A 24,794-nucleotide genomic window follows, 5' to 3' on the forward strand; every position below is an offset into this window, starting at 1 on the left:
CCCCCTCGTCGGGCACCTACCTGTTCCCGCTGGAGGGGCTCCGCGCGTGAGCCCGGGACGCGTCCGACTGCGGCGCACCAAGGGCTGGCGGAAGCCCGACGGCGTGGTCGTCGTGGCCCGGCCGTCGGTGTTCGGCAACCCGTTCCGGCTGGGCCCGGACGGGTTGCGCGCGGAGATCGTCGCCCGCTACCGCACCCACCTGCTCGACGACCCGGAGCTGCTGGCCCGGGCGCGGGCCGAGCTGGCCGGCCGCGATCTGGCCTGCTGGTGCCCGCTCGACGGCCCCTGCCACGCCGACGTGCTGCTGGAGCTCGTGAACCACCCGTGACAGTGCCGGGTTCCCGGCGGGAGACCGGCCCGCCCGGAACGCCGGCGACGCGACCGCCTGCGGCGCCGATTTCACCGACGACGCCCGCCGCCGGCTGTTCGACCTCCCGGCGGCTGCGCAAGGTGGCCGCGTTCCGGAACACCCGCCGTCGGGCGTGATCAGGGCGTGAGCACGAGGCGGATCGGGTCGCCCTTCTTGTGCTCCAACGCCTCCACGGCCTCGGCCGCGTCGGCCAGCGGCACGTGCCCGCTGATCGACGGGCCGAGATCGAGCCGCCCGGCGGCCACCAGCCGGATGAGCTGCTCGACGTGGTCGGGGCTGGAGCCGTAGTGCCCGCGCACGGCGTTGCCGCGGATGCTGAACACGGTGCCGTCGGTGATCGCGACCGGCCCCGGCGTCAGACCGACCAGCACCAGCTGGGCGCCCGCGGCGAGCACCCCGGCGGCCTGGTCGCGCACCGGCCCGGCCCCGGCGAAGTCGAAGGCCACGTCGAGGCCCCGGCCCGCGGTGGCCGCGAGCACGGACCGGCGGAAGCCGGGATCGGCCGGGTCGAGGGCGACGTCGGCGCCGAACGTCAGCGCGCGCTCCCGGGCGGCGGGCAGCGGGTCGACCACGACGATCGGGGCGGCGCCCGCCAGCCGCGCGACCCGGACGGCGTGCACCCCGAGCCCACCCGCACCCCAGATCCCGACGGACTGCGCGGGCCGCACCCCGCCCGTGACGACCACGGCCGCGTACGGGGTGGACACGGCGTCCGGGATGATCGCGGCCTGGTCGAACGGCAGCGCGTCGGGAATGGCGGCGAGCGTGTCGTGGCGGGCGATCGTGAACTGCGCCCAGCCGCCGTCGTAGTCGACGCCGCGGGTGAGCACCTGCGGGCACGGCGTGCGGCGGCGCACGCAGTTCGCGCAGATCCCGCAGACCTGCCCGGCCTGCAGCGTCACGCGCGCGCCGGGTGCCCCGCCGCCGGGCACCTCCGCGCCGACCGTGGTCATGCCGCGAGCCTCCCGTGCGGGTCGCGGCCGAGTAACGCCAGGGCCTGCTCCCAGTCGTCACCGGCGGCGGGCAGGACGGGGGCGAACGCCGCGCCGGGACGGACGCGGGCCGCGCCGGCGGGCACCAGCCGGGCCTGCGCGAGCGTGGCGGCGACCAGCTCGTCGTCGGGGCGGAAGGGTTCGCCCAACGCCGTGGCCACGTCCCAGGTGTGGACGACGGTGTCGAGCAGGTGGAAGCCGGCGACCACCGGAACGGGGAAGCGCAGCTCCTCGCTGATCTCGACGAGCAGCACCACCCGGTCGGGAGGAGCGGTGGCGAACGCGCTGGTCAGGCGATCGGCCGACGCCGGCCATCCCGCTGGTCGGGGAGCGTAGGCGGACCGGGGCGCCGAGCCGGCCTCGACCGCCTCCGCGAACCCGTGGTTCTGGCCGACCATGTGCCCGAGCAGGGCGGCGAGGTCCCAGCCGGCGCAGGGCGTCGGTCGAGCGAGATCGGTGGACCGGACGCGGGCGACCACCGCGCCCGCGACGGTGAGCGCACGGTGGTGGAGGTCGATTATCGCCATGCCGAGACCATCTACTGCTGTAGACGATATGTCAACGGATATGGTTCGCCGGTGACCGACCGGGATCTGGGTACCCTCCTGCACGCGCTCACGCGCGCCGTCGTCGACGCCGAGGTGCCCGTGCTGCGCGCCCACGGCGTCGAGATGTGGGACTACGTCGTGCTCGGCGGGCTGGAGCAGGGGGCCGCGCCGACCCAGTCGCAGCTGGCCGCCGCGGTCGGACGCGACAAGACGCGGCTGATCCCGATCCTCGACCGGCTCGAGGCCCGTGACCTGCTGCGCCGCACCCCGGATCCGGACGACCGGCGCAACCGCGTGGTGGCGCTGACCGACACCGGCCGGTCCCTGCTCGCGGACTGCCGGGCGGCGATCCGTGCGCTGGAGGAGGACCTGTTCGGCGACGCGGCGACGCTGCGACGGTCATTGCAGGCGGAGGCCGACCGACTCGACATGTAAGTCTTGACATGTCGGACTGGGAAGGTGCATCGTGATGACACAGCACAGCGATGACAGCACAGCGCCGACCCGGAACGAGGCCATGATGACCACCACCGCCCCCACCGCCTCCGGCCGTCGCGGGATGGTCACCGGCCTCCTGTGGGACGTGGGCGGCTCCGTCGGTGCCTACTACGCCCTGCACGCCCTGGGCGCGAGCGACGGGGTGGCTCTGCTCGCCGCGGCCGTCGTCGCGGGCGGGCGGATCGCCTGGGTCGCCGTCCGCGACCGCACGCTCGACGCCTTCGCGTCGGTGATGCTTCTGGTCTGGGGCGTCGGGCTCGGCCTGTCGTTCCTCGCGGGCGACGCACGGTTCCTGCTGCTCAAGGACTCGGTCACCACCGCTGCGGTCGGCGCCGCGTTCCTGGTCTCGATCCTGGCGCGCCGCCCGCTCACCCTCGCCGCGGCGAAGAGCTGGAACCCCGCTGGCGCGGCCGAGCTCGAGGACCGGTTCGCCACCCGGCCCGCCGCGCGGCGCGCGTTCACGGTCTCGGCCCTCGTCTGGGGCGTCGGGCTGATCGTCGAGTCGCTGGTGCGGGTCCCGCTGATCTACGCGCTGCCGGTGGACGTCATGGTCGGCCTCTCGACCGTCATCATGATCACCGCGTTCTCGCTGCTGGGGATCTGGAACGGCTGGTACACCGCCCGCGTGCAGCGCCTGGCGCACGCGGCGTGACCGGTCACTCCAGCACCAGCTCGCTGCCGTCGTGGTGCGAGGTCATGGCGAGCATCGCCGCGAGCTGGTCGCACAGCCAGGCCACCAGCTCGTCGCGCGGCACCTTCTGCTCCTGCAGCCACGTGAGGCTCGCGCCCTCCACGAGCGCCACCCAGCCCCGCAGCGTCATCGCCATCAGCGGGGACGGGTCGGTGATCCCGCCGCGCTCGCGCAGCAGGGTGACGATGTGGTCGCGGACGCCGTCGACGATGGCGTCGGTCTGGTCGGTGGAGATCACCGAACCGCTGCGCAGCAGGGCCACGTACGCCTCCGCGTGCCGCTCCACCACCCCGAAGAAGGCCTCGACCGCGCTGCGCAGCTGGTCGGCCACGGACTCCCCGGCGGGCAACGAGATCCGGTCGACCATCTCGGCCACGATCGTGCTCAGCGCCGCCACGTGCAGCTCGTCCATGCCGCGGAAGTAGCGGTAGAACAGCGCGCGGGAGACGTCGGCGGCACCGGTGACGTCGTCGACGGTGACCTGCTCGGGCGGCACCCGCCCGTAGATCTCCAGCGCCACCTCGATGAGCTGCTCGCGGCGCCGCTCGGGGCTCATGCGTCTCACAGGCCGATCCTGACCGACTCGCCCGCCGCGCGCGCGACGCACAGCGCGATGCGCCCCGGCCCGGCCGTGTCGTGCTCGGTCTCCCCGGCCAGCAGGGGCACGTGGCACGTTCCGCAGAACCCCTGACGGCACGAGTAGGGCACCTCCGGCCGCACGGTCAGCACGGCGTCCAGGGCGGAGCGGTCGGCGGGCACCGGCACGGCCACCCCGTCGACGTCGAGCACGAACGGCCGGCCGCCCCGGATCGGGGGAGGGGAGAACCGCTCGGCGTGGAACGGGTGGCCGGCGGGCATCGCGCGGCGCACCACGTCGATCATCGGGGGCGGGCCGCAGCAGTAGACGGCCGTGCCGGGCGTCCAGCCCTCCAGCAGCTCCCCGGCCGACGCCGGCCCGCCGTGCTCGTCGTCGGGTCGCAGGGACACCCGCGCGGGATCGAGCCCGGACGACAGCGGCAGCGACGCCCGGTCGCGTCCGACGTGCACGAGACGCCAGTCGGTGGTCGCCGCCCGGGCCATCGCGGCCAGCGGGGTGATCCCGATGCCGCCCGCGAGGAACAGGTAGCGCTCGGCCGCCACGAACGGGAACGCGTTGCGGGGGCCGCGCACGGTGACGGGGTCACCCGCGCGCAGGCCGTGCACCTCGGTCGATCCGGCACCGACGCGGCGCACCGCGATGCGGTACTCGCTGCGCCGCAAGGGGTCTCCGCACAGCGAGTACTGGCGCACCAGGCCCGAGGGCAGGACGAGGTCGAGGTGGGCGCCGGGCCGCCAGGCGGGCAGCGGGCCCGGGCCGGCCAGCGTCAGCCCGACGACGTCCGGCGCCTCGGCCCGGACCTCGGCGACGGCCAGGCGCAGGTCGCGGTCGACCGCAGGGGCCGGGCGCCGCCGGCGCCCCGAGCGGACGGCCAACCGCGCGGTCAACCCGACCACGGCGTCGACCCGCCGCATGGTGCGCCCCGGGTCACCCATGCCGTGCACCCCGGGCCGGGCCGGTCATGCCGCCCGCTCGTCGGCGGCCCGGGCCGCCGACGACGTGGCGAGGTAGGCCACGGCCGCGTCCGTGGAACCGTAGTGCGACGGGTGGTAACCCGGCCGCAGGTAGGCCGCCATCGCGCGCAGCGTCGGCCGGAACGCGGGACACAGCCCCAACGTCGCGGCCCGGTGCAGGTCGCGCCAGCGCGCTCTCGTCGGCACCGGGTCGCGGCGCAGCAGGAAACCGACGCCCTGCGCCCACAGCCGCACCAGGATCGGCACCGCGGGGATCAGCGCCCGAACCCGCCGGCTGTAGCGGCTGTCGAGGTGCACGAGCAGGTCGTGGGCCACCGCCCGGTGTTCCACCTCCTCGGCGCCGTGCCAGCGCAGCAGGTCGAGCATCGTGGGGTCGGTGCCGGCGGCGTCCAGGGCGCGGGCGTCGAGCACCCACTGCCCGAGGAACGCGGTGACGTGCTCGATCGCCGCGATCAGCGCGACGCGCTCCACGAGCCACTCGCGGGCGGCGTCGCCGGTGAGGTCGCGCTCGCCCAGGGCCTGGGTGAACATCCACTCCACCTGGCGGACGTAGGGGGAGGTGTCGACGCCGCGGGCGGCGAAGTGGTCGAGCACCCCCTGGTGCGACGACGCGTGCATCGCCTCCTGCCCGATGAAGCCGCGCACGTCCTCGGCCAGTGCCGGGTCGCGGACCAGCGGCAACGCCGCGCCGAACACCCGCACGAACCACCGCTCGCCCTCGGGCAGCAGCAGGTGCAGCACGTCGAGGAGGTGGGTGGCGAAGGGCTCGCCCGGGATCCAGTGCACGGGCAGGGCCGACCAGTCGAACGCGACCGCGCGGGCGGTCAGCGCGATCCGGTCGTCCCCGCTCACTTCGGCCCCAGGTCACGACGCGCGACGGCCCGCAGCAGACCCGGCGTCAGCCGCGACAGGGCCAGCGTGACGTGCGCCTCCGGCGTGACGGGCGCCAGCGCGACGTCCTTCTCCACGGCCCGCACGACGGCCTGCGCGACGCGGTCCGGGGTGTAGTTGCGCTTCGCGTACGCGGCGGTGGTGGCGTTGCGACGGCGCTGCTCGGTGGCCGCGTCGGCGCCCACGAAGCGCGTGGTGGCGGTGATGTTGGTGTGCACGAAGCCCGGGCACAGGGCGCTGACGCCGATGCCGTCGTCGGCGAGCTCGGCGCGCAGGCACTCCGAGAGCGCGAGCACCGCGGACTTGGTGGTGGCGTAGGCCGAGAGGGTGCGTGCCCAGGTGTAGGCCGCCGCGGACGCGACGTTGACGATGTGGCCGCCCTCGCCGTGCTCCTGCAGCAGCGGCGCGAACTGCCGGCAGCCGTGGATGACGCCCCACAGGTTGACGTCGATGATCTTCTGCCAGTCGGCCACCGAGGTGTCGACGAACGAGCCGGCCATGCCGATCCCCGCGTTGTTGATCACCACGTCGGGCACGCCGTGGTCGGCGGCCACGCGCTTGGCGAACTCCTCCATGGCGGCGCCGTCGGACACGTCGACCTGCATCGCCGCGCCCCGGCCGCCGAGCAGCCCGACGGTCTCCTCCGCGGTGGCCAGGTCCCGGTCGGCCGCGATGACCCGGGCTCCCCGGGAGGCGAACGCCTTCGCGGTCTCCCGGCCGATGCCGCTCCCGGCCCCCGTGACGACGACGAGCCGGTCGGTCCAGCGTCCGGTGCCGGCGCGGGCCCGGCGCAGCGACGGCGCCTCCGGCCCGCCCTCGACGTGGGCGACGAGCTCACGCACGCAGCGGGCGATCACCGCGGGACGGCTGCGCGGCACCCAGTGGCCGCCGGGGATGCGGCGTACCCGCAGGTCGGGTGCATAGGGCTCGATCTCGGTCTGCAGCGGCGCGGTGACGTAGCGGTCGAGGGTGGGCGCGAGCACCTGCACCGGTACGTCGGTGCCGCGCGGCTGCGGGTTCCCCAGACGCTCGGCGATGTTGGCGCGGTAGAGCTCGAGGCCGTTGACGGCGTTGCGCGTGAGCGGCGCCGGCCCGCCCAGCACACGCGCGCCCAGGCCGGACCGCCAGATCAGCTCGGGCAGCACCGGCAGCCGGAACAGCACCGTGTACCAGGACGAGAGCGCCTGCCGCAGCGTGTCCCTGCGCGACCGCCGCTTCCGGAACCAGGCCCCGACGTGGTCGAGATCCGGCCCGGAGATCGACGTGAACGACGCGACCCGGCCGGCCAGGCGGGGGTCGGTGACCGAGTGCCAGGTCTGGATCGCGCCCCAGTCGTGCGCCAGCAGGTGCACCTGCTGCCCGGGTGCCACGTCGTCGAGCACGGCGACGAGGTCGTCGGTGAGCCGGTCGAGGCGGTAGCCGGCCCGGTCGCGCGGGGCGTCGGACCCGCCTGCGCCACGCACGTCGTAGGTGACGACGCGGTGGTCGACGGACAGGTCGGCGACGACGCCGTCCCACACCGTGTGGTCGTCGGGGTAGCCGTGCACGGCCACCACGGTCGGGGAGGTCGCGTCCCCGCTGGTCTGCACCGCGAGCCGCACGCCGTCGGGACTCGTCACCGTATGAGACATGGCGTCATCCTAGAAAATGTGTCAACAAATGGCGAGTCCGCCGATCGGGTCCGTCAACGGCAGCGTTGGTGGTACACACACGAGGGCGTCCGACACGAACCGAAGCTCGAGGAGGAGCGATGGGAAAGTTCGACGGCAGGGTCGTCCTGATCACCGGTGGTGCGCGCGGTCAGGGCCGCTCGCACGCCCTGGCGTTCGCCCGCGAGGGCGCCGACGTGGCGTTCTGCGACATCGCGGCGCAGCTCGACTCCGTGCCCTATCCGATGTCCCGGTCGGCCGATCTCGACGAGACGACCAAGCTGGTCGAGGAGCTGGACCGGCGCTGCGTGGGGGTCACCGCCGACGTCCGCGACGGTGCCCAGGTGCGGGCGTTCGTCGAGCGGGCGGTCACGGAGCTGGGCCGGGTCGACTTCCTCCTCGCCAACGCCGGGATCTTCTCGTCGCCCGCGATGGAGGTGGGCGGCAACGGGATCACCGTGAACGCGGTGTGCCCGACGGGCGTGGACACCACCATGATCCAGAACCCCGCCGCCTACGCGTTGTTCCTGCCCGACACCGAGAACCCCACGCGGGAGGACGCGGCGCCGGCGTTCCAGTCGCTCAACGCGATCCCGGTGCCGTGGATCGAGCCGATCGACATCTCCAACGCGATGGTGTTCCTGTGCTCCGACGAGGCCCGCTACATCACCGGGGAGACCCTCGCGGTCGCCGCCGGTGCCACCGCGGCCAACGCGGGCTGAGCGTGGTCGCCACCAGCCGGGCCCGCCGCGACGCGATCGCCGACGGCGTCGTCGGGCGCCGCCGCGAGCTCGACCTCACGCTCGCGGCCGTGTCCGCCGGCCGGGACATTCTTCTCGAGGGCCCGCCGGGCACGTCGAAGTCGACGATGCTGCGCGCGATCACCGCGAACTGGGGCGTGCCGTTCGTGCTGGTGGAGGGCAACGCCGAGCTCACCCCGGCCCGGCTGGTGGGCCACCACAACCCGGCGCGGGTGCTGCGCGAGGGCTACTCCCCGGAGAACTTCGTGCCGGGCCCGCTGGTGGAGGCGATGCAGGGCGGCGGGTTCCTCTACATCGAGGAGCTCAACCGCGCACCGGAGGACACGCTCAACGTGCTGCTGGGGGCGATGGCGGAGCGGGAGGTGACGGTGCCGCGGGTCGGGGTGATCACCGCGTTGCCGACGTTCCGCGTGCTGGCGTCGATGAACCCGTTCGACAACGTCGGCACCGCGCGGATCTCCGACTCGGTCTACGACCGCTGGTGTCGGCTCGCCGTCGGCTACCAGGACGCGGGGGAGGAGGCCGACATCGTGGCGGTGCGCACCGGCTTGCCCACCGGCTCGGCCGGATCCGGCAGCGCTGCCGCGCAGCTCGTCGCCGACGCCGTGGCCATCACCCGGGCCACGCGCTCGCATCCGGAGCTGCGGCGCGGGTCGTCGGTGCGCGGGGCGATCGACCTCGCCGCCATCGCCGCGGAGCTGGCGAAGCTGGGCACCTACCCGGAACGGGAACGGCTGGTGCTCGACGCCGCGCTGCTGGCGCTCTCGGGGCGCATCGGGGTGGACGAGGCCAGCGACGTCACCCCGGAGGCGGTGATCACCGAGATCTGGGAGAACCATTTTTTCTCGCTCCCCGGCGCGCGGCGCCGGGAGTCCACCGGCTAGACGTCGACAACGCCGTCTCCTCGGGGCAGCGGGGCCCGGCCCCGTTGCGCCGCAGGCCCAAACAGCTCGCCGAGGCGCCGGCGCTGTACCAGCAGGGCGGGGGCTCGCCGCTCGTCGTGGACGTCGATCTCGCCGGGCGCGGCACCGGGGAGCTGAGCCAGGCCGCTGGTGGCCAGGGCGTGCTCGTCACGCACCAGAAGGCGGCCCTGCGCGACATCGGTGACCTCGTCGAGGACCGCGCACCCGACCGGGAGGTGGCCGTCATGGCGCAGCGGATCGCCCGGCGGCTGTCGATCCGCCGCCGCCCCCGCGACCCGCGGGCCGAGCGCGGGGCGGGGAAGCTCGCGAGCGTTCCGTACCGGTACCGGTCCGACGACATCGACCTCGACCGCACCATCGAGATGCTCACCGGGCGGCCCTACCCCGAGGACACCGACGTCATCGTGCGGGAACGGATGCGGTCACGGCGGGCCGTGGTGCTGATCGTCGACGTGTCGGGGTCGATGCGCGGGGAGAAGGTGAGGATGGCCGCCGCCACCGTCGCGGCCCTGTCGGCCGATCTCACCGACGACCAGCTCGCCGTGGTGGCGTTCTGGTCCGACGCCGCCCTGCTCACACCGCTGGAGGCACACGTGCCCGCGGTGCGGCTGCTGGATCAGCTGCTGCGCATCCCCGCGCGCGGCCTGACGAACGTGCACTTCGCGCTGACGGTGGCGCACGCCGAGCTGGCGCGGTCCGCGGCGCGGCGGCGCAGCGCGGTGCTGCTCACCGACGCCGTGCACAACGCCGGCCCCGACCCGCGCACGGTCGCCCGGCGCTTCCCGGAGCTGCACGTGCTGCTGCAGACCGACGGCGAGCACGACCGGGCGTTGGGCGCGGACATGGCGCGGCTGGGCCACGGCCGGTTCGCGGCGGTGGCCACCCACCGCGACGTCGCCCCTGCGCTCAACCGGGTGTTGGCGGGAGGATGAGGGCGTGCTGCCTTCCGAACTGCTCATCGACGCCTTCGACCGGGTCAGGGAGACGGTGCACGCCGCCGTCGCCGACCTCACCGACGACCAGCTCGCCGTCCGCCTCGACGCCGACGCCAACTCCATCGCCTGGCTCGTGTGGCACCTGACCCGCGTGCAGGACGACCACCTCGCCGGCGTCTCCGACCTCGACGAGGTGTGGACCGCCGCCGGTTGGAGCGACCGCTTCGGCCTGCCCTTCCCCGACGCCGCCATCGGCTACGGCCAGGGCAGCGCCGACGTGGCGAAGGTGCGCGTTCCCGCCGACCTGCTGCTGGGCTACCACGACGCCGTGCACGCGCAGACCGTCGCGTATCTCCGTGATGACCTGACGGACGACGACCTCGAGCGTGTCGTCGACGAGCGCTGGGACCCGCCCGTCACGCTGGCCGTGCGGCTGGTGAGCGTCGTCAACGACACGCTGCAGCACGCCGGCCAGGCTGCCTTCGTCCGGGGGATCGTGCTCCGGGCGACCTAGGCGCCACCCGGTGATCGCGACGGGCCGCACCTTCGCGCCCTCGCCGGGGCGATGGCGTGCGGCCGGTGGCGATCATGAGGGCGTGTCCGGTCGGCGTCGGCCACGGTCCTGGTGGACCGCCTCGAGGCCGCCGGACACGTCGAGCGCATCCGCCGCGACACCGACCGGCGCCGGGTCACCGTCGCCCCGCGGCCCTCGGCCCAGCGCGCCAACCTGGCGGTCTGACTGCCGCCGATCCTGGCCATCGACGCGGTGGGGCGGTCGCTCTCCGAGCAGGACCGGCGCGTCGTCGACGGCTTCCTCGACGGGATCACCGCGGCGATCACCGCCCGGGCATGATCACCCCATGGCCCTCCTCCGCTGCGACTTCTTCGCCGAATCCCTCGGGCTGAGCACCTCGATGACCGTGCTCCTGCCGCAGACCACCTCCGGCCAGATCGGGATGGCCGGTGCGGCGGGTGACGACGCCCCGCCGGTGCTCTACCTGCTGCACGGCATGACCGACGACGACACGATCTGGCTGCGCCGCACGTCGATCGAGCGCTACGCCGCGCCGCTGGGACTGGCGGTGGTGATGCCGCAGGTGCACAAGTCGTTCTACGCCGACGAGGTGAACGGCAACCGGTACTGGACGTTCCTGTCCGAGGAGCTGCCCGCGATCGTCTCCTCGTTCTTCCGGGTCTCCACGCGCCGGGAGGACACGTTCGTCGCCGGACTGTCGATGGGCGGCTACGGGGCGCTGAAGTGGGCGCTGCGGCAGCCGGAACGCTTCGCCGCCGCCGCGAGCCTGTCGGGCGTCCTGGACGCGGCCGCGCTCTGCGAGCGGTTCCCGGACCCCCTGCTGACGCGGATCTTCGGCCCCGACGGCCCCCGCGACACCGACGGCGACCTGCTCGCGCTGGTGGGCGGGGCCGACCCGGCCACCACCCCGGCCCTGCACGTCACCTGCGGCACCGAGGACCCCCTGCTGCCCGGCAACCGCCGCTTCCTCGCCGCCGCCGAGGCCGCCGGCGTGGCCGTGACCAGCGACATCGGTCCCGGCAGCCACGAGTGGGGCCTCTGGGACGCCCGCATCCAGGAGGTGCTGGCCTGGCTGCCGCTGCACCGGTAGGACCCCGGCCGTCGCGTCGCGGTCACCGTCACCATCCTCGCGGCATCCTCGCGGCATTCTCGTGGCGCTGTTCACCTGTGCCGTCGCGACGCCGGGCGGGAGCGGGCGGCAGACCGCGGACTCCGGCGAGACGATCACGGTCGCCGGTCTCGCGCTCACCGCCGTGGCCGCGGCGCTCGTGGGCGGGGGCGTCGTGCGCGCGCCGAGTGGCGGTTGCGCTCGGGTAAGGGAAAGCTGCCTCCTTCGTGGCGTCGACTGGCCGTCGGAGGGATCGGCCCGGGCACCTGCGAACCGCCATCCTCACTCCACACGAAGAAGGGGTGAGGACATGGAGGCCACAGTGGACAGCACTCTTCTCACGGGCCGCGACCGCGCCATCCTGCGTGCGGTGGCGGCGGGACGGGCCGAGCTGGGCTGGGGTGCCGAGCCCGACCTCTTCCTCGACGGCCGCTGCTGCTGTGACCAGCCGGCCGCGCACCGGCTGGTGCGGGTCGGCCTGATCGCCCCGGGGGCGGTCGCGGCCGCCGGCGGGCGCGTGCCCGCGATGATCACCGACCAGGGCCGGTTCGAGCTCGCGGCCTGACGCCACCCGTCCCACTGGTCGGCCGGGCGGAGCGCACCGCGACCGTGAACACCGCGGAGGCCGGCGCGATACACCGGGAACGGACGGGGTGCGGCGCGGGGCCCGGCAACGCGGTGGACCGCGGGCCTGCGGCATCTCCCGCAGCTGACGAGCACCGGGCTGAAGATCGACGAGTCGTCCACGGTGGGGCGGTCCGACGACCCCACGTCGCTCACCACCGTGGCGATGATCGCGGGACCGGCGCGCGACCTCGGGCTGTCGTGCGTGGCCGAGGGGATCGAGACCGACGAGCACCTGCTCGCGCTGCCGTCGGGGCTGATCGGGCCGGGCCGGCTGCTGGGCCCGCTGGCCCTGGTGACCGGTCGTTCGGCCGACCGGCACCATGACAGGCATGACAGGCATGACAGGCATGACAGGCATGACCGGCATGACCGGCACCGACCTGCGGGAGAGGTGCGCGATCGACGACGTCGCGCTGACGATGCTGCACGCCGCCGCGTTCGACGAGACACCGCGGCTGCGCCCGTGGGGTGCGCAGCTGGAGCGGCACAGCCTGACCTGGCTCGGCGCGTTCGAGGGCGTGCGCATGATCGGCTTCGCCAACCTCGCCTGGGACGGCGGTGTGCACGCGTTCCTCGTCGACGTGCTGGTGGCGCCGGACCGTCGACGGCGGGGGACCGGCCGCGCCCTGGTGGCCGAGGCGCTCCGCCTGGCGACGGAGGCGGGCTGCGCGTGGCTGCACGCCGACCCCGCGCCGGCGGTGGCCGCGGCCTTCGCCGCGGTGACGCCGAGCCCGGTGCGCCTGCACCGGGCCACCCGTGACCGACGCGGTGACGGTGGCGCCGAGAGCTGATCACTCCACGGTGCGCAGCGCCCGCTGGGCCGCGGGCGGGTCGGGCACGAGCGAGCCGTCCCCGTCGCGCTGCTCCTCCGCCGACTCGTGGTCGAGGATCCGCTCCACCGCGTCGACGAACGCGGCCTCGGCCGCGGCGTCCCCGGTGCGGTAGCCGCGGCCGCGCGCGTCGAACAGCCGGCACTCGCGGTCGAGCGCGTCGGCCGCACGCCTGCACCGAGCCGCGCGGGCTCCGGGCCGCAGCACCCGCGACACGCCCTCCAGGACCACGACGAGGGCGCCCAGGACGACGGTGGCGGTGCCGAGGGGCGGATTGCCCGCGGTGACGCCGACCCCCGCTCCCGCGGCCACGAGGAGCAGGCTCAGCACGTTGGCGTACACGGTCTGGCGGCGGGCGACGCACCGCTGGACGCGGCGCTCGTGGTCGACCCGGCGGCGGTACCGGGCGGCGCGGCGCGAGACGTCCGGCTCGCCCCCGCCCTCGACGGTGCCGGTGCGGTCGGTCGTAGCGGCGGCGGTGGCGCTCATCGGAACCTCCTCGGGCGTGCGGTGCGGTCGCCCGAGGATGCGCCGCGGGGCCCGTGCGCCGGGATCCCCGCGCAGGTCAGGTCGGGGCGGGACGGCGGAAGGGTTCCGTCACCGTCCGGACAGGTCGCCGTCGCGGTAGAGCCACCGGCCGGCCACCCGCTCGAAGCGGCTGTTCTCGTGCAGCACCCCGCCGTCGTGGTGGGCCCGGAACTCCACCGTCGCCGCGTCCCCGTCGGTGGTCCCGCCGAGGATCTCCAGGCCCGTCCAGCGGGTGGCCGGGTCGATGCCGATACGGCGGGGCCGGGTGGCCGGGGCCCACGTCCGGCGCAGGTAGGCCTCGTCACCGACGACGAACGCCGCGTACCGCGAGCGCATCAGCAGCTCGGCGGTGGGGGCGGCGTCGCCGTGGTGGAACCGGCCGCAGCACGACTCGTAGGGGGCGGGCAGGCCGCACGGACAGGGTGAAGCGGGCACACGGGCATTGTCACCGGCCCTAGGCTGCCCCCATGGCCCGGTACTTCGACGTTCACCCGGTGGATCCCCAGAAGCGCGCGATCGGCCAGGTGGTCGACATCGTCCGCGGCGGCGGGCTGATCGCCTATCCCACCGACTCCTGCTTCGCGCTCGGCTGCAGGTTGGGCAACCGCGAGGGGCTGGCCCGCATCCGCGAGATCCGCCATCTCGACGAGGACCACCACTTCACGCTGGTCTGCCGCGACTTCGCGCAGCTCGGCCAGTTCGTGAAGGTCGACAACTCGGTGTTCCGGCTGGTCAAGGCCTCGACGCCGGGCAGGTACACGTTCATCCTGCCGGCCACCAAGGAGGTGCCCCGGCAGCTGCTGCACCCCAGGAAGAAGACGGTGGGCGTGCGGATCCCCGAGCACGTGGTGGCCCAGGCCCTGCTCACCGAGCTGGGGGAGCCGATCCTGTCCAGCACGCTGCTGCTGCCCGACCACGAGGAGCCCCTCACCCAGGGCTGGGAGATCAAGGAGGAGCTCGACAACGCCGTCGACGCGGTGATCGACTCCGGCGACTGCGGGGTGGAGCCCACCACGGTCGTCGACCTGTCGGGCGACGAGCCGGAGATCATCCGCTACGGCGCGGGCGACGCCTCCCGCTTCGAGTAGGCGGGGCGGGGGTTGCCGAAAGGTGACATCCACCTGCCCGTCGCGTAGGGGATGATGCTGCGCCGGGCAGTACTCCGGCGGGGCGGAGACGGCCAGGATCGTGCAGGTCCGGGCCGTGGGGCCCGACGCAGCGAGGAGTCAGCCATGAGCGCCCCCTACGGACCACCCCAGCCCGGCCCCTACGGCCGGCCGCCCCAGTACGGCCCGCCCCAGTACGGCCCGCCCCAGTACGGACAGCCCCAGTCCGGGCAGCCCCCGTACGGGCCACCGCCGCAGGGCGGGCCCGGCGCGCCTCCGCCGCGCAAGAGCTCCACCGGCAAGATCCTCGCCATCACCGCGATCGTGCTCGTCGTGCTGGTCGGGGGTGGGGTGTTCGCGGTGAGCCGGGTCGTCGGCACCGTCGCGGACAAGGTCGGCGGCCTCGCCGGCGGCACCAGCGCCACCTGTGACGCGGTCTCCACCGACGACGTGAACGCCGCGCTGGGCGGTACCTACGACGTGGTCCAGCTCGGCGGGGCCATCGGCGGGCTGACCGCGCCGGTGCTCGACTCCCGGGTGCTGGCCGACGCGCCCGTCAGCTGCTGGGCGGTGGAGAGTGGGAACTCCGCAGACGGGAACGGGGGCGGTCGCCTGGCCCGTATCGCCACCTACACCGGCCCCGACGCGACGGCCCGGTTCGCCAAGGAGAAGGCGGCGGCCAAGGGCACATCCCAGGACCAGGGCAACGGCATCACCGTCTCCACCGACGGCTACCTCGGCCCGGACGTCCAGGCGGGCGACGAGGCGTTCTGCACCACCGGCGACATGCTCGGCTCCGCCGGGGCGCTGGTGCGCCGCGGCGACACGCTGGTCTACGTGTCCACGACGGCCGCGGGCGGTGGTGCGGCGTCGATCCCGCAGATCGGGGTGGGCGACAACGGCGCCCCCTCGTTCTCCACGGACAAGGCCAACTGCGACAAGGCGGTCGCGCTGGCGGCGAAGGCCCACTGACCGGGCCGACGTAAGCTGGAGCCTCCCGATCGAAAGCGAGTGGTGTGCCGTGACCCGCGTGTCAACCGAGGCCTCCCGGCGCCGGACCTTCGCGGTGATCAGCCACCCCGACGCCGGCAAGTCGACGCTCACCGAGGCGCTGGCCCTGCACGCCGAGGTCATCGACTCCGCGGGCGCGGTGCACGGCAAGTCCGGGCGCAAGGGCGTCACGTCGGACTGGATGGAGATGGAGCGCAAGCGGGGCATCTCCATCACCTCCGCGGTGCTGCAGTTCGCCTACCGCGACCACGTGATCAACCTGCTCGACACCCCGGGCCACGGCGACTTCTCCGAGGACACCTACCGCGTGCTCGCCGCCGTCGACGCCGCGGTGATGCTGCTCGACGCCGCGAAGGGCCTCGAGCCCCAGACGCTCAAGCTGTTCGACGTCTGCCGCGCCCGGGGCATCCCGGTCCTCACGTTCGTCAACAAGTGGGACCGGCCCGGCCGGGAGGCCCTGGAGCTGCTCGACGAGGTGGAGCAGACCATCGGGCTGCGGCCCATGCCGATCACGTGGCCGCTGGGCATCGCGGGCGACCTGCGCGGCGTCGTCGAGGTCGGCACGGGGGAGCTGCGCCGCTACACGCGCACCGCGGGCGGGGCCACGCGCGGCCAGGTCACCATCGTCCCGGCCGAGCAGGCCGCCGTCGAGGAGCCCGACCACTGGCCCGCGGCGCAGGAGGAGATCTCCCTGCTGGAGGAGATCGGCGCGCAGTTCGACGAGAAGGACTTCCTCGCGGGCATCGCCACGCCGGTGCTGTTCGGCGCGGCCCTGGCGGGCGTCGGCGTCGGCCGGCTGCTCGACGCGCTGGTCGACCTGGCCCCGGCGCCGGAGGCCCGCGAGGACGCCGAGGGCAACCCCCGCGCGCTCGACACGCCGCTGTCGGGCCTGGTGTTCAAGGTGCAGGCCGGCATGGACCGCTCCCACCGCGACCGCATGGCGTTCGTGCGCATCTGCTCGGGGCGGTTCGAGCGCGGCATGGTGCTCACCCACGCCGCCACGGGCAAGCCGTTCGCCACCAAGTACGCGCAGTCGGTGTTCGGGCAGGAGCGCACCACCGTGGAGGAGGCGTTCCCCGGCGACATCGTCGGGCTGGTCAACGCCACCGCGCTGCGGCCGGGCGACACGCTCTACGCGTCCGAGCCGGTGCTGTTCCCGGCCATCCCGAGCTTCTCGCCCGAGTACTTCAACGTCGCGCGCGGCGCCGACGCGGGGCGGTTCAAGCAGTTCCGCCGGGGCATCGAGCAGCTCGACTCCGAGGGCGTCATCCAGGTGCTGCGCTCGGACCTGCGCGGTGACCAGAGCCCCGTGCTCGCCGCCGTCGGGCCGCTGCAGTTCGAGGTGGTCTCCAGCCGCATGGCCGACGAGTTCGGAGCGCCCGTGCTGCTGGAGACGCTCGGCTACTCGATCACCCGGCGCACGGACGCCGCCGGGGCGGAGCTGCTGGCCAAGCAGGCCGAGGTCGAGGTGCTGGAACGGCGCTCCGACGGCGCGCTGCTCGCGGTGTTCGTCAACAAGTGGCGGCTGGAGACGATCCAGCGCAAGTACCCCGACATGACGCTGGAGCCCCTGCCCGCCGGCTCGTCGGGGCGATGACGGGGCCGATGAGGGGCTGATGACGCTCGAGCACTTCAACGCCCGGCCCGACGCCGAAGCGGCGCTGCTGGGGTGCTGTGCCGCACCGCGCTGGGCCGCGCAGGTGGCGGGCGGGCGGCCCTACTCCTCGGTCGAGGATCTGCAGGACGCCGCCGCGGCCGCGCTGACCGACGCCGATCTCGACGCCGCCATGGCCGGGCACCCCCGCATCGGCGACCGCGCGGCCGGGGGCACGTCCGGTCGGGAGCAGGCCGCGGTGACGCGGGCGGGCGAGGACGTGCGGGCCGCGCTGGCCGCGGGCAACCGCGTCTACGAGGAACGGTTCGGGCACGTCTACCTGGTCTGCGCCAGCGGCCGCGGCGCCGAGGACCTCCTCGCCACCCTGCACGCCCGGCTGGGCAACGATCTTGCGACCGAGCGGGCCGTCGCGCTCGGGGAGCTGGCCGCGATCAACCGCATCCGGCTCGGCGGGCTCGTCGCCGGAGCGACCCACGACGGTCACCGGCCCGCGACATCGGCACGGCAGGATGACCGGCCGTGAGCCTGTCCACGCACGTGCTCGACGCGGCCTGCGGCCGCCCGGCCGCCGGGGTCCCGGTGCGCCTGGAGCACGGGGGCGCGGTGGTGGCCGAGGCCGTCACCGACGACGACGGGCGCGTCCGCGAGCTGGGCGAGCTCGAGGCGGGCACCTACCGGCTCGTCTTCGACACCGCCGCCTACTTCGCGGGCGCGCCGGCGTTCTACCCCGAGGTCGTGGTCACGTTCGCCGTCACCGACACCGCCGCGCACCACCACGTGCCGCTGCTGCTGTCGCCGTTCGCCTACTCCACCTACCGCGGGAGCTGAGCCATGGGGATCGTTCTCGGAGCGAACCAGTACGGGAAGGCCGAGAGCCGCCTCGTGCGGATCTACCGCGACACCGCCCGCCACGAGATCCGCGACGTCACCGTCTCGACGGCGCTGCGCGGCGACTTCTCCGCCGCCCACCTGCACGGCGACCAGTCGAGGGTGCTGCCCACCGACACCCAGAAGAACACCGCGTACGCGTTCGCGAAGTCCACAGGGCTGCACGCGATCGAGGACTACGCGCTGACGCTCGCCCGGCACTTCGTCGCCGACGTCGAGCCCGTCACCGGGGCTCGGATCGCGGTGGACGAGTACGGCTGGGAGCGCGTGCCCGTCGACGGCGTCGGCCACGACCACACCTGGACCCGCCGGGGCACCGAGGTGCGCACGGCCGTCGTCGAGGTGGACACCGAGGGCGAGCGGGTGGTGTCGGGCCTGCGCGACCTGATCCTGCTCAAGTCCACCGGGTCGGAGTTCGCCGGGTTCCTCACCGACGAGTACACGACGCTGGCCGAGACCCACGACCGGATCATGTCGACCTCGCTCGTGGCCACCTGGAGGCACAGCCCCGGCTCCTTCGGAGCGGTGGACGTCGAGTGGGACAAGTCCTTCGCCGACGTGCGGCGGATCCTGCTGGAGCAGTTCGCCACCGTGCACTCGCTGGCCCTGCAGCAGACGCTGTGGGAGATGGGCCGCGCCGTGCTGGAGGCCGATCCCGGCATCGCGGAGATCAGCCTGTCGGCGCCCAACCGCCACCACTTCGTCGTCGACCTCGCCCCGTTCGGCCTGGAGAACCCCAACGAGGTGTTCTACGCCGCCGACCGGCCGTACGGCCTGATCGAGGCGACGGTCACGCGGGACTGATCCGCCACCGCTCGACGGCGTCCGGGTCGAGCACCGCACCGATGCCCGGACGGGTGGGCACGGCCACCGTGCCGTCGGGCCCGATCCGCACGGGCTCGGCGAGCATGAAGTCGCGGCGCTGCGGGGTCCAGCCCGGCGGGTCGTACGGGAACTCCAGGTAGGGCCCACCCCCGATCCCGGCGACGACGGCGAGGTTGGCGAGCAGGCCGATGCCGTTCGTCCACGTGTGCGGGGTGAAGCTCCGGTTCCGCAGCAGCGCCAGCTCGCCCAGCGTGCGGGCGCGCGACATGCCCAGGGCCAGGACCACGTCGGTCTGGTAGACGTCGAGCAGGTCGCCGTCCAGGTGGGCGAGCACGGCGTCGGCGGAGTCGAGCATCTCGCCGCCGGCGATCCGCGCGCCGGTGCGGGAGCGCAGCGCCGCGAGCCCGGCGCGGTCGGGGTAGGGCAGCGGCTCCTCGATCCAGAACACGTCGAGGTCTCCCAGCCGTTCCACGAGCCGCTGCGTCGCGGCGACGTCGGGGGCCGGCTCGATGTCACCGGCCATCCGCCACGACCGGTTGAGGTCCACCATGATCTCCATGTCGGACCCGACGGCCTCCCGCACCGCGGCCACAGTGGCGACGCCCTCGTCGGCCCGGTGCCGGTCGATGCGCACCTTGAGCGCCCGGAAGCCCTCCGCCCGCAGCGCGAGCGCCGAGTCGACGCGGGCCCGCGGCGGCAGCAGGGAGCCGCAGGAGGCGTAGGCGGGGATCCGGTCCAGCGCGCCGCCGAACAGCGTGGCGACCGGCAGCCCGGTGACCTGACCGAGGATGTCCCACAGCGCGACCTCCAGGGGCCAGCAGCGGCCGCCGTGGACGTGGATCGACTCGATGGTCCGGACGTGGCGCTGGATCTGCAGCGGGTCGCGGCCCAGGAACAGGTGCTCGTGTCCGGCGAGGCCGAGCATGGTGTCGCCGGAGCCGACCCCGACGACGCCGTCGTCGGTCTCGACCCGCACGACCGTCGCGTCCGCGTGGCGCCGCGGCTCGGGGTCCCACGCCGCGGCGAACGGTGGGTCCAGGGGGAGCCGCAGCCGGTCGAGGTGGATCGCGGTGATCTTCACCGTCCCGACCCTAGGGCCCCCTCGGCCACGAGGCGGGTGAGCTGCGCGCGGTTGCCCACGCCGAGCTTCACGAACGCGCGTCCCAGGTGGTACTCGACGGTCCTGGGGCTCAGGAACAGCGCCGCGGCCACCTCCCGGTTGGTGGCCCCGTCGGCGACCGCCAGATCTCGAGCACCCCGGCGTGGCCGCGCCGGGCGTCCGCCAGCACGGTGTCGACGGCGGCGATCTCCGCCGAGCGTCCGCGCACGGCTCCCCCTCCTGGCGCCCCGGGCACCAAGGAGCACACCGGTCCGGCACCGGGTACACGGCTGGGGATTTCCCTGACGCCCGGGCGTCGCCCAGTTCGTAGGTTCGGTGTCCGGCACCGGGGGACGGCATGATCATCGACGAGGTGTCGCCGCCGGCCATCGCCACCGCGAGCCCGTCGCGGAGGCCGACGGCGGCGGTGCGCCGCGTCGGCTACCGGTTCGTCACCGTGGCGACTTCACCCCGCCGCCGGGGAGCGCTGTACTTTCCCTCATGGACTTCGTCATCGAGGGTGCCCACGTCGTCACCGTCACCGGCGGGGAGTTCGCGGGTGGCCACGTGGTGGTCGAGGGCAACCGGATCACCGCCGTCGGCGCGGGCCCGGCGCCCCGCACCGGTGACCCCGCGGTGATCGACGGGCGTGGCTGCCTGCTCACCCCCGGGTTCGTCAACACCCACAACCACCTCTACCAGTGGGTCACGCGCGGGCTGGCCGTCGACTCCACGCTCTTCGAATGGCTCACCACCCTCTACCCGGTGTGGGCGGGCATCGACGAGCACGCCGTGCACACCGCCGCGAGCGGGGCACTGGCCCAGCTGGCGCTCACCGGTTGCACCACCGCGTCCGACCACCACTACGTCTTCCCCCGCGAGGGCGGCGACGTGTTCGCCGCCGAGATCCGCGCGGCGCAGGACGTGGGCCTGCGGTTCCACCCCTGCCGCGGCTCCATGGATCTCGGGCGGCGTGACGGCGGCCTGCCGCCCGACAACGTCGTCGAGGACCGGGACGCGATCCTCACCGCGTCGGCCGACGCCGTGGCGCGCTGGCACGACCCGTCGCCGGGCTCGATGCTGCAGGTGGCGCTGGCGCCGTGCTCGCCGTTCTCGGTCACCGGCGAGCTCATGCGACTCTCGGCCGAGCTGGCCCGGGAGCTGGGCGTCCACCTGCACACCCACCTCGCCGAGACCCTCGACGAGGGCCAGTTCTGCCACGAGCGCTTCGGCTGCTCCCCGCTGGAGTACGTGGAGGGCCTCGGCTGGACCGGCGACGACGTCTGGTTCGCCCACGCCGTCCACCTCGACGACGCCGCGGTGAAGAAGATCGGCGACACCCGCACCGGTGTGGCGCACTGCCCGTCGTCCAACGCGCGGCTCGGGGCCGGCATCGCCCGCACCCGGTCCCTGCGTGACGCCGGCGCGCGCGTCGGGCTCGGCGTCGACGGCGCGGCCAGCAACGAGGCGGGCAGCCTGCTGGAGGAGGTGCGCCACGCGCTGCTGTTCGCCCGCGCCACCGGCGGGCCGACGGCCCTGACCGTCCGGGACGCGCTGGAGCTGGCCACCATGGGCGGCGCCGCGGTGCTCGGCCGCACGGGAGAGATCGGGTCGATCGAGGTGGGGAAGCTGGCCGACCTGGCGCTGTGGCGCCTCGACGGCCCGGCCCACGCCGACGTCGCCGACCCGGTGGCCGCGCTGGTGCTGGGCGCGCCCCCGCCCCTGGAGCTGCTGCTGGTGAACGGCGCTCCGGTGGTGGAGCGCGACCGGGTGCTCACCGCCGACACCGACGCCCTGGCCCGCGAGTGCGCCGCAGTCCACCACGCGCTGCTGCAGAAGGCATGATCCGTCCATGCCTCTGATGTTCCTCAACGGCACCGCCATGGCCGGTGGCGCCGACCACCACCTCGTGGGCGACTCGCCGCTCGTCGCCGCCACCACCACGGCGCCGCGCTACCGGTTCCACGCCGTGGGTGGCCGGTACCCGGCGCTGCAGGACGTCGGCGAGGGCGGGGCCGCCGTGGCCGGCGAGGTCTACGACATGACCTACGACCAGCTCCGGGAGATCCTCCTGCCCGGCGAGCCCGACGGCCTGGAGCTGGGCGTGATCGAGCTGGCCGACGGCTCGGGGTCGCTGGCCATGATCCTGCGCAGGGAGTACCCCACTGTGTCGTCTGGCGCCTCCGCGGGAACGAGCACGTCGGCGCGGCCCGAGCTCAGCGACATCTCGGCGCTGGCGAGCTGGCGCACCTACCTGGACCGGACGTGATCCTCGTCCGGGCCGACCGGGCGATCGTCGACGGGGCGCAGCGCCCGGCCGCGGTGCTGGTCGACGGTGAGACGATCACCGCCGTCCTCGACCGCGACGTCGTGGTGGACGGCGCGCAGGAGGTGGTACTCGCGGCCGATGAGGTGCTGCTGCCGGGCCTCGTCGACACCCACGTGCACGTCAACGAGCCCGGCCGCACCGAGTGGGAGGGCTTCGCCACGGCCACCCGGGCCGCCGCCGCGGGCGGGGTCACCACGATCATCGACATGCCGCTGAACTCCCTGCCGCCCACCATCGACGTGCCGTCGCTGGAGATCAAGCGCAGGGCGGCCGACGGGCAGTGCCACGTCGACGTCGGTTTCTGGGGCGGGGCCGTGCCCGGCAACGAGGACCGGATGCGGAGCCTGCACGACGCCGGCGTGTTCGGCGTCAAGTGCTTCCTCATCGACTCCGGGGTGCCGGAGTTCCCGCCACTGCTCGACCCCCGCGCGGCACTGGCGGAGATCGCCAGGTTCGGCGGGCTGATGATCGCCCACGCCGAGAACGGCGCGCTCGTCACCGACGCGAAGGGGCCCCGCTACGCCGACTTCGTCGCCTCCCGCCCGACGGCCGCGGAGGACTCCGCGATCGCGCTGCTGCTCGCGGCGGCCCGCGAGACCGGGGCGCGCGTGCACGTCGTGCACCTGTCCTCGGCCGCCGCGCTGCCGATGCTCGCGGCGGCCCGGGCCGAGGGCGTGGCGGTCAGCGTCGAGACGTGCCCGCACTACCTGACGCTCACGGCCGAGGAGGTCCCCGACGGCGACACGCGGTTCAAGTGCTGCCCGCCCGTGCGCGGGGCCGGTAACCAGGACGCGCTGTGGCAGGGCCTCGCCGACGGCACCATCGACATGGTGGTCAGCGACCACTCGCCGTGCACCCCGGAGCTCAAGCGCCTCGACCCTGCTGATCCCTTGTGCGGCGACTTCGGTGAGGCCTGGGGCGGCATCGCGTCGCTCCAGCTGGGTCTGCCCGTGATCTGGACGGCGGCGCGGCGGCGCGGCCACTCCCTCGTCGAGGTGGTGCGCTGGATGGCGCAGGCCCCGGCCGACCTGGTGGGACTGCGCCGCAAAGGGCGCATCGCCGCAGGTCACGACGCCGATCTCACCGTGCTCGCACCCGAGCAGACGTTCACGGTGGGCGCGCTGCACCACCGCAACCCCCTCACCCCGTACTCCGGCCGTGAGCTGCACGGCGTGGTCCGGAGCACCTGGCTGCGCGGCCGGGAGGTGAGGGAGGAACCCCGGGGTGCGCTGCTGGCGAGGGAGGATGAGGTATGACCGACTTCCGGCAGCTTCCCGATCTCGCCGTCCGCTCGCTGGGCGGCAGTGTCGTGTGGGCCAACGACGAGTCGTTCGCCGCGCGGGAGAACCTGATCTCCCCCGGCCCGTCGGTGTTCGACACGAGCGCGTTCGGGCCCAAGGGCAAGGTCTACGACGGCTGGGAGACCCGGCGCCGGCGCGAGCCCGGGGACGACGCCGCCATCGTGCGGCTGGGGGCACCGGGGATCGTGCGCGGCGTCGTCGTCGACACGTCGTGGTTCACCGGCAACTACCCGCCCGAGGTGTCGGTCGAGGGGCTGCACGCGGCCGACACGGACGCCGTGCAGGACCGCACCGGCTGGGTGCCGCTGGTGGCGCGCACCGCGGTGACGGGCGACACGGAGAACGCGTTCGCCGTCCACTCGGACCGGCGCGTCACCCACGTCCGGCTGCGGATCTTCCCCGACGGCGGCGTGGCCCGGTTGCGCGTGCACGGTGAGGCGCTGCCCGACCCCGCCCTGATCGACGCGCTCGGCACGGTGGACCTGGCCGCCATCGAGAACGGCGGGCTGGTCACCGCCTGCTCCAACCTGTTCTACAGCTCGCCCCACAACCTCCTGCTGCCCGGTCCCGCCCGCTCGATGGGGGAGGGCTGGGAGACCGCGCGACGCCGCGGCGACGGCAACGACTGGGTGGAGGTGGGCCTGGCCGCCCAGTCCACCGTCGCGGTGGCCGAGGTCGACACCAGCTGGTTCCTGCACAACGCCCCGGGCTGGGCGACGCTGCGCGGTCGCGACGGCGCCGGGGAGTGGAGCGACCTGCTGCCCCGCACGCCGCTGCAGCCCGACACCCGCCACCGCTTCCGGTTGCCGGCCACCCCGGTCACGGCCGTGCGCCTGGACATCCTCCCCGACGGCGGCATGTCCCGGCTGCGCCTGCACGGCACCCCCACCGTCGCGGGCCGCGAGCACCTCGCGGCCCGCTGGTCAGCCGCACGGCGCTGATCAGCCCGGCTGCCGCAGCAGGTGCGCGGCGATCATCGGACCGTCGGTCAGCACCGCCGGGGTCAGCTCCTCGGCGGACGCGGGCCGCGCGATGAGGTGGCCCTGCACGAGGTCGCAGCCCAGCCGGGCGAGCTCGCGCAGCTACCCCGGTCGCTCCACCCCCTCCGCGACGGTGCGCAGGCCCAGGTGGCGGGTGAGCCGGAACAGCCCGACGAGGAACC

At 74.3% G+C, this 24,794-nt stretch carries 30 protein-coding genes and 1 pseudogene; 21 read left to right on the forward strand and 10 right to left on the reverse strand.

The window, feature by feature from the left end:
- The first annotated feature begins 46 nt into the window (after nt 1–46).
- A complete protein-coding gene (locus BGP03_RS28530) occupies nt 47–328 on the forward strand; it encodes a DUF4326 domain-containing protein (protein WP_298799061.1) in 282 nt (93 codons plus the stop codon).
- A 158-nt stretch (nt 329–486) separates the two neighbouring features.
- Here BGP03_RS28530 and BGP03_RS28535 read toward each other — a convergent pair whose 3' ends face one another.
- Entirely contained in the window at nt 487–1,323 is an 837-nt protein-coding gene (locus BGP03_RS28535; protein ID WP_298799062.1) for a zinc-binding dehydrogenase, read from the reverse strand.
- Nucleotides 1,320–1,889 carry a TIGR03086 family metal-binding protein gene (locus tag BGP03_RS28540; RefSeq protein WP_298799063.1) on the reverse strand — a complete coding sequence of 190 codons (570 nt, stop codon included), beginning with the start codon at nt 1,887–1,889 and terminating at the stop codon, nt 1,320–1,322. Before BGP03_RS28540 ends, BGP03_RS28535 begins: the two co-directional genes overlap by 4 nt.
- Before the next feature lie 51 nt (nt 1,890–1,940).
- On the opposite strand from BGP03_RS28540, the gene BGP03_RS28545 reads away from it, so the two are divergent.
- Together BGP03_RS28545 and BGP03_RS28550 are read left to right on the forward strand one after the other, a co-directional pair.
- Nucleotides 1,941–2,345: a MarR family transcriptional regulator gene (locus BGP03_RS28545; RefSeq protein ID WP_298799064.1), complete on the forward strand. Its 405-nt coding sequence runs from the start codon at nt 1,941–1,943 to the stop codon at nt 2,343–2,345.
- Between the two features lie 85 nt (nt 2,346–2,430).
- Nucleotides 2,431–3,060: a VC0807 family protein gene (locus BGP03_RS28550; protein ID WP_296368247.1), complete on the forward strand. Its 630-nt coding sequence runs from the start codon at nt 2,431–2,433 to the stop codon at nt 3,058–3,060.
- A gap of 4 nt (nt 3,061–3,064) precedes the next feature.
- On the opposite strand, the gene BGP03_RS28555 is transcribed toward BGP03_RS28550, so the two are convergent.
- The 4 genes from BGP03_RS28555 to BGP03_RS28570 are packed head-to-tail and all read right to left on the reverse strand — an operon-like array spanning nt 3,065 to nt 7,193.
- Nucleotides 3,065–3,655 (reverse strand): TetR/AcrR family transcriptional regulator, encoded by a 591-nt coding sequence (locus tag BGP03_RS28555; RefSeq protein WP_296368549.1) that lies wholly within the window; start codon nt 3,653–3,655, stop codon nt 3,065–3,067.
- A gap of 5 nt (nt 3,656–3,660) precedes the next feature.
- Nucleotides 3,661–4,632, reverse strand: coding sequence for a PDR/VanB family oxidoreductase (locus BGP03_RS28560; protein WP_298799066.1), 972 nt, complete (start codon nt 4,630–4,632; stop codon nt 3,661–3,663).
- Nucleotides 4,633–4,656: 24 nt separating this feature from the next.
- A complete protein-coding gene (locus BGP03_RS28565) occupies nt 4,657–5,523 on the reverse strand; it encodes a metal-dependent hydrolase (protein ID WP_298799067.1) in 867 nt (288 codons plus the stop codon).
- Nucleotides 5,520–7,193 carry an SDR family oxidoreductase gene (locus BGP03_RS28570; RefSeq protein WP_296368252.1) on the reverse strand — a complete coding sequence of 558 codons (1,674 nt, stop codon included), beginning with the start codon at nt 7,191–7,193 and terminating at the stop codon, nt 5,520–5,522. The genes BGP03_RS28565 and BGP03_RS28570 overlap by 4 nt, the downstream gene beginning before the upstream one ends.
- 119 nt (nt 7,194–7,312) lie before the next feature.
- On the opposite strand from BGP03_RS28570, the gene BGP03_RS28575 reads away from it, so the two are divergent.
- The 8 genes and pseudogenes from BGP03_RS28575 to BGP03_RS28610 all read left to right on the forward strand — a co-directional run bounded on the left by BGP03_RS28575 (nt 7,313) and on the right by BGP03_RS28610 (nt 12,891).
- Nucleotides 7,313–7,933 carry an SDR family oxidoreductase gene (locus BGP03_RS28575; protein WP_298799068.1) on the forward strand — a complete coding sequence of 207 codons (621 nt, stop codon included), beginning with the start codon at nt 7,313–7,315 and terminating at the stop codon, nt 7,931–7,933.
- Nucleotides 7,934–7,935: 2 nt separating this feature from the next.
- Nucleotides 7,936–8,856 carry a MoxR family ATPase gene (locus tag BGP03_RS28580; protein WP_298799069.1) on the forward strand — a complete coding sequence of 307 codons (921 nt, stop codon included), beginning with the start codon at nt 7,936–7,938 and terminating at the stop codon, nt 8,854–8,856.
- Nucleotides 8,857–8,900: 44 nt separating this feature from the next.
- Nucleotides 8,901–9,827: a VWA domain-containing protein gene (locus tag BGP03_RS28585; protein ID WP_298799070.1), complete on the forward strand. Its 927-nt coding sequence runs from the start codon at nt 8,901–8,903 to the stop codon at nt 9,825–9,827.
- A gap of 4 nt (nt 9,828–9,831) precedes the next feature.
- Complete coding sequence (locus tag BGP03_RS28590; RefSeq protein ID WP_296368259.1) at nt 9,832–10,344, forward strand: DUF664 domain-containing protein; 513 nt, start codon at nt 9,832–9,834, stop codon at nt 10,342–10,344.
- Between the two features lie 96 nt (nt 10,345–10,440).
- Nucleotides 10,441–10,569, forward strand: a pseudogene (locus BGP03_RS28595) (MarR family transcriptional regulator); the annotation flags it as partial.
- Between the two features lie 121 nt (nt 10,570–10,690).
- Nucleotides 10,691–11,455, forward strand: a complete 765-nt coding sequence (locus BGP03_RS28600; protein WP_296368260.1) for an alpha/beta hydrolase family protein — start codon at nt 10,691–10,693, stop codon at nt 11,453–11,455.
- Between the two features lie 328 nt (nt 11,456–11,783).
- Nucleotides 11,784–12,038 carry a hypothetical protein gene (locus tag BGP03_RS28605; protein WP_296368262.1) on the forward strand — a complete coding sequence of 85 codons (255 nt, stop codon included), beginning with the start codon at nt 11,784–11,786 and terminating at the stop codon, nt 12,036–12,038.
- Nucleotides 12,039–12,429: 391 nt separating this feature from the next.
- A complete protein-coding gene (locus BGP03_RS28610) occupies nt 12,430–12,891 on the forward strand; it encodes a GNAT family N-acetyltransferase (RefSeq protein ID WP_298799071.1) in 462 nt (153 codons plus the stop codon).
- On the opposite strand, the gene BGP03_RS28615 is transcribed toward BGP03_RS28610, so the two are convergent.
- Together BGP03_RS28615 and BGP03_RS28620 are read right to left on the reverse strand one after the other, a co-directional pair.
- Nucleotides 12,892–13,419, reverse strand: a complete 528-nt coding sequence (locus BGP03_RS28615; RefSeq protein ID WP_296368265.1) for a DUF4231 domain-containing protein — start codon at nt 13,417–13,419, stop codon at nt 12,892–12,894.
- A gap of 108 nt (nt 13,420–13,527) precedes the next feature.
- Entirely contained in the window at nt 13,528–13,893 is a 366-nt protein-coding gene (locus BGP03_RS28620; RefSeq protein ID WP_296368266.1) for a YchJ family metal-binding protein, read from the reverse strand.
- Between the two features lie 32 nt (nt 13,894–13,925).
- Here BGP03_RS28620 and BGP03_RS28625 point away from each other — a divergent pair, with 32 nt between their 5' ends.
- From BGP03_RS28625 to pucL, 6 genes are all read left to right on the forward strand, one after another.
- Nucleotides 13,926–14,546: an L-threonylcarbamoyladenylate synthase gene (locus BGP03_RS28625; RefSeq protein WP_296368267.1), complete on the forward strand. Its 621-nt coding sequence runs from the start codon at nt 13,926–13,928 to the stop codon at nt 14,544–14,546.
- 144 nt (nt 14,547–14,690) lie between these two features.
- The gene (locus BGP03_RS28630) at nt 14,691–15,536 is read left to right on the forward strand and encodes a hypothetical protein (RefSeq protein ID WP_298799072.1); all 846 of its coding nucleotides are present in this window, start codon (nt 14,691–14,693) and stop codon (nt 15,534–15,536) included.
- A gap of 58 nt (nt 15,537–15,594) precedes the next feature.
- The gene (locus tag BGP03_RS28635) at nt 15,595–17,172 is read left to right on the forward strand and encodes a peptide chain release factor 3 (protein ID WP_296368269.1); all 1,578 of its coding nucleotides are present in this window, start codon (nt 15,595–15,597) and stop codon (nt 17,170–17,172) included.
- A 19-nt stretch (nt 17,173–17,191) separates the two neighbouring features.
- Nucleotides 17,192–17,713, forward strand: a complete 522-nt coding sequence (uraD, locus tag BGP03_RS28640; protein ID WP_296368271.1) for a 2-oxo-4-hydroxy-4-carboxy-5-ureidoimidazoline decarboxylase — start codon at nt 17,192–17,194, stop codon at nt 17,711–17,713.
- Nucleotides 17,710–18,018, forward strand: coding sequence for a hydroxyisourate hydrolase (uraH, locus tag BGP03_RS28645; protein WP_296368274.1), 309 nt, complete (start codon nt 17,710–17,712; stop codon nt 18,016–18,018). The genes uraD and uraH overlap by 4 nt, the downstream gene beginning before the upstream one ends.
- Nucleotides 18,019–18,021: 3 nt before the next feature.
- Complete coding sequence (gene pucL, locus BGP03_RS28650) at nt 18,022–18,882, forward strand: factor-independent urate hydroxylase (RefSeq protein WP_298799073.1); 861 nt, start codon at nt 18,022–18,024, stop codon at nt 18,880–18,882.
- Here pucL and BGP03_RS28655 read toward each other — a convergent pair.
- Together BGP03_RS28655 and BGP03_RS36095 are read right to left on the reverse strand one after the other, a co-directional pair.
- A complete protein-coding gene (locus BGP03_RS28655; RefSeq protein WP_296368277.1) occupies nt 18,869–19,984 on the reverse strand; it encodes a mandelate racemase/muconate lactonizing enzyme family protein in 1,116 nt (371 codons plus the stop codon). The two genes, pucL and BGP03_RS28655, sit on opposite strands and share 14 nt — an antisense overlap.
- Nucleotides 19,981–20,349 (reverse strand): helix-turn-helix transcriptional regulator, encoded by a 369-nt coding sequence (locus tag BGP03_RS36095; RefSeq protein ID WP_363094661.1) that lies wholly within the window; start codon nt 20,347–20,349, stop codon nt 19,981–19,983. The genes BGP03_RS28655 and BGP03_RS36095 overlap by 4 nt, the downstream gene beginning before the upstream one ends.
- Nucleotides 20,350–20,503: 154 nt before the next feature.
- On the opposite strand from BGP03_RS36095, the gene BGP03_RS28665 reads away from it, so the two are divergent.
- Genes BGP03_RS28665 through alc form a run of 4 tightly spaced genes read left to right on the forward strand, consistent with a single transcriptional unit; the run spans nt 20,504 to nt 24,573 of the window.
- The gene (locus tag BGP03_RS28665) at nt 20,504–21,847 is read left to right on the forward strand and encodes an 8-oxoguanine deaminase (RefSeq protein WP_298799074.1); all 1,344 of its coding nucleotides are present in this window, start codon (nt 20,504–20,506) and stop codon (nt 21,845–21,847) included.
- Nucleotides 21,848–21,854: 7 nt separating this feature from the next.
- Nucleotides 21,855–22,271: a gamma-glutamylcyclotransferase gene (locus tag BGP03_RS28670; protein WP_296368282.1), complete on the forward strand. Its 417-nt coding sequence runs from the start codon at nt 21,855–21,857 to the stop codon at nt 22,269–22,271.
- On the forward strand, nt 22,268–23,587 hold the full coding sequence (allB, locus tag BGP03_RS28675; RefSeq protein ID WP_298799075.1) for an allantoinase AllB: 1,320 nt from the start codon (nt 22,268–22,270) through the stop codon (nt 23,585–23,587). The genes BGP03_RS28670 and allB overlap by 4 nt, the downstream gene beginning before the upstream one ends.
- The gene (gene alc, locus BGP03_RS28680) at nt 23,584–24,573 is read left to right on the forward strand and encodes an allantoicase (protein ID WP_296368286.1); all 990 of its coding nucleotides are present in this window, start codon (nt 23,584–23,586) and stop codon (nt 24,571–24,573) included. The genes allB and alc overlap by 4 nt, the downstream gene beginning before the upstream one ends.
- Nucleotides 24,574–24,794: the final 221 nt, after the last annotated feature.

Origin of the sequence: Pseudonocardia sp. 73-21, from assembly GCF_001899645.1 — a bacterium.
GTDB lineage: Bacteria > Actinomycetota > Actinomycetes > Mycobacteriales > Pseudonocardiaceae > Pseudonocardia.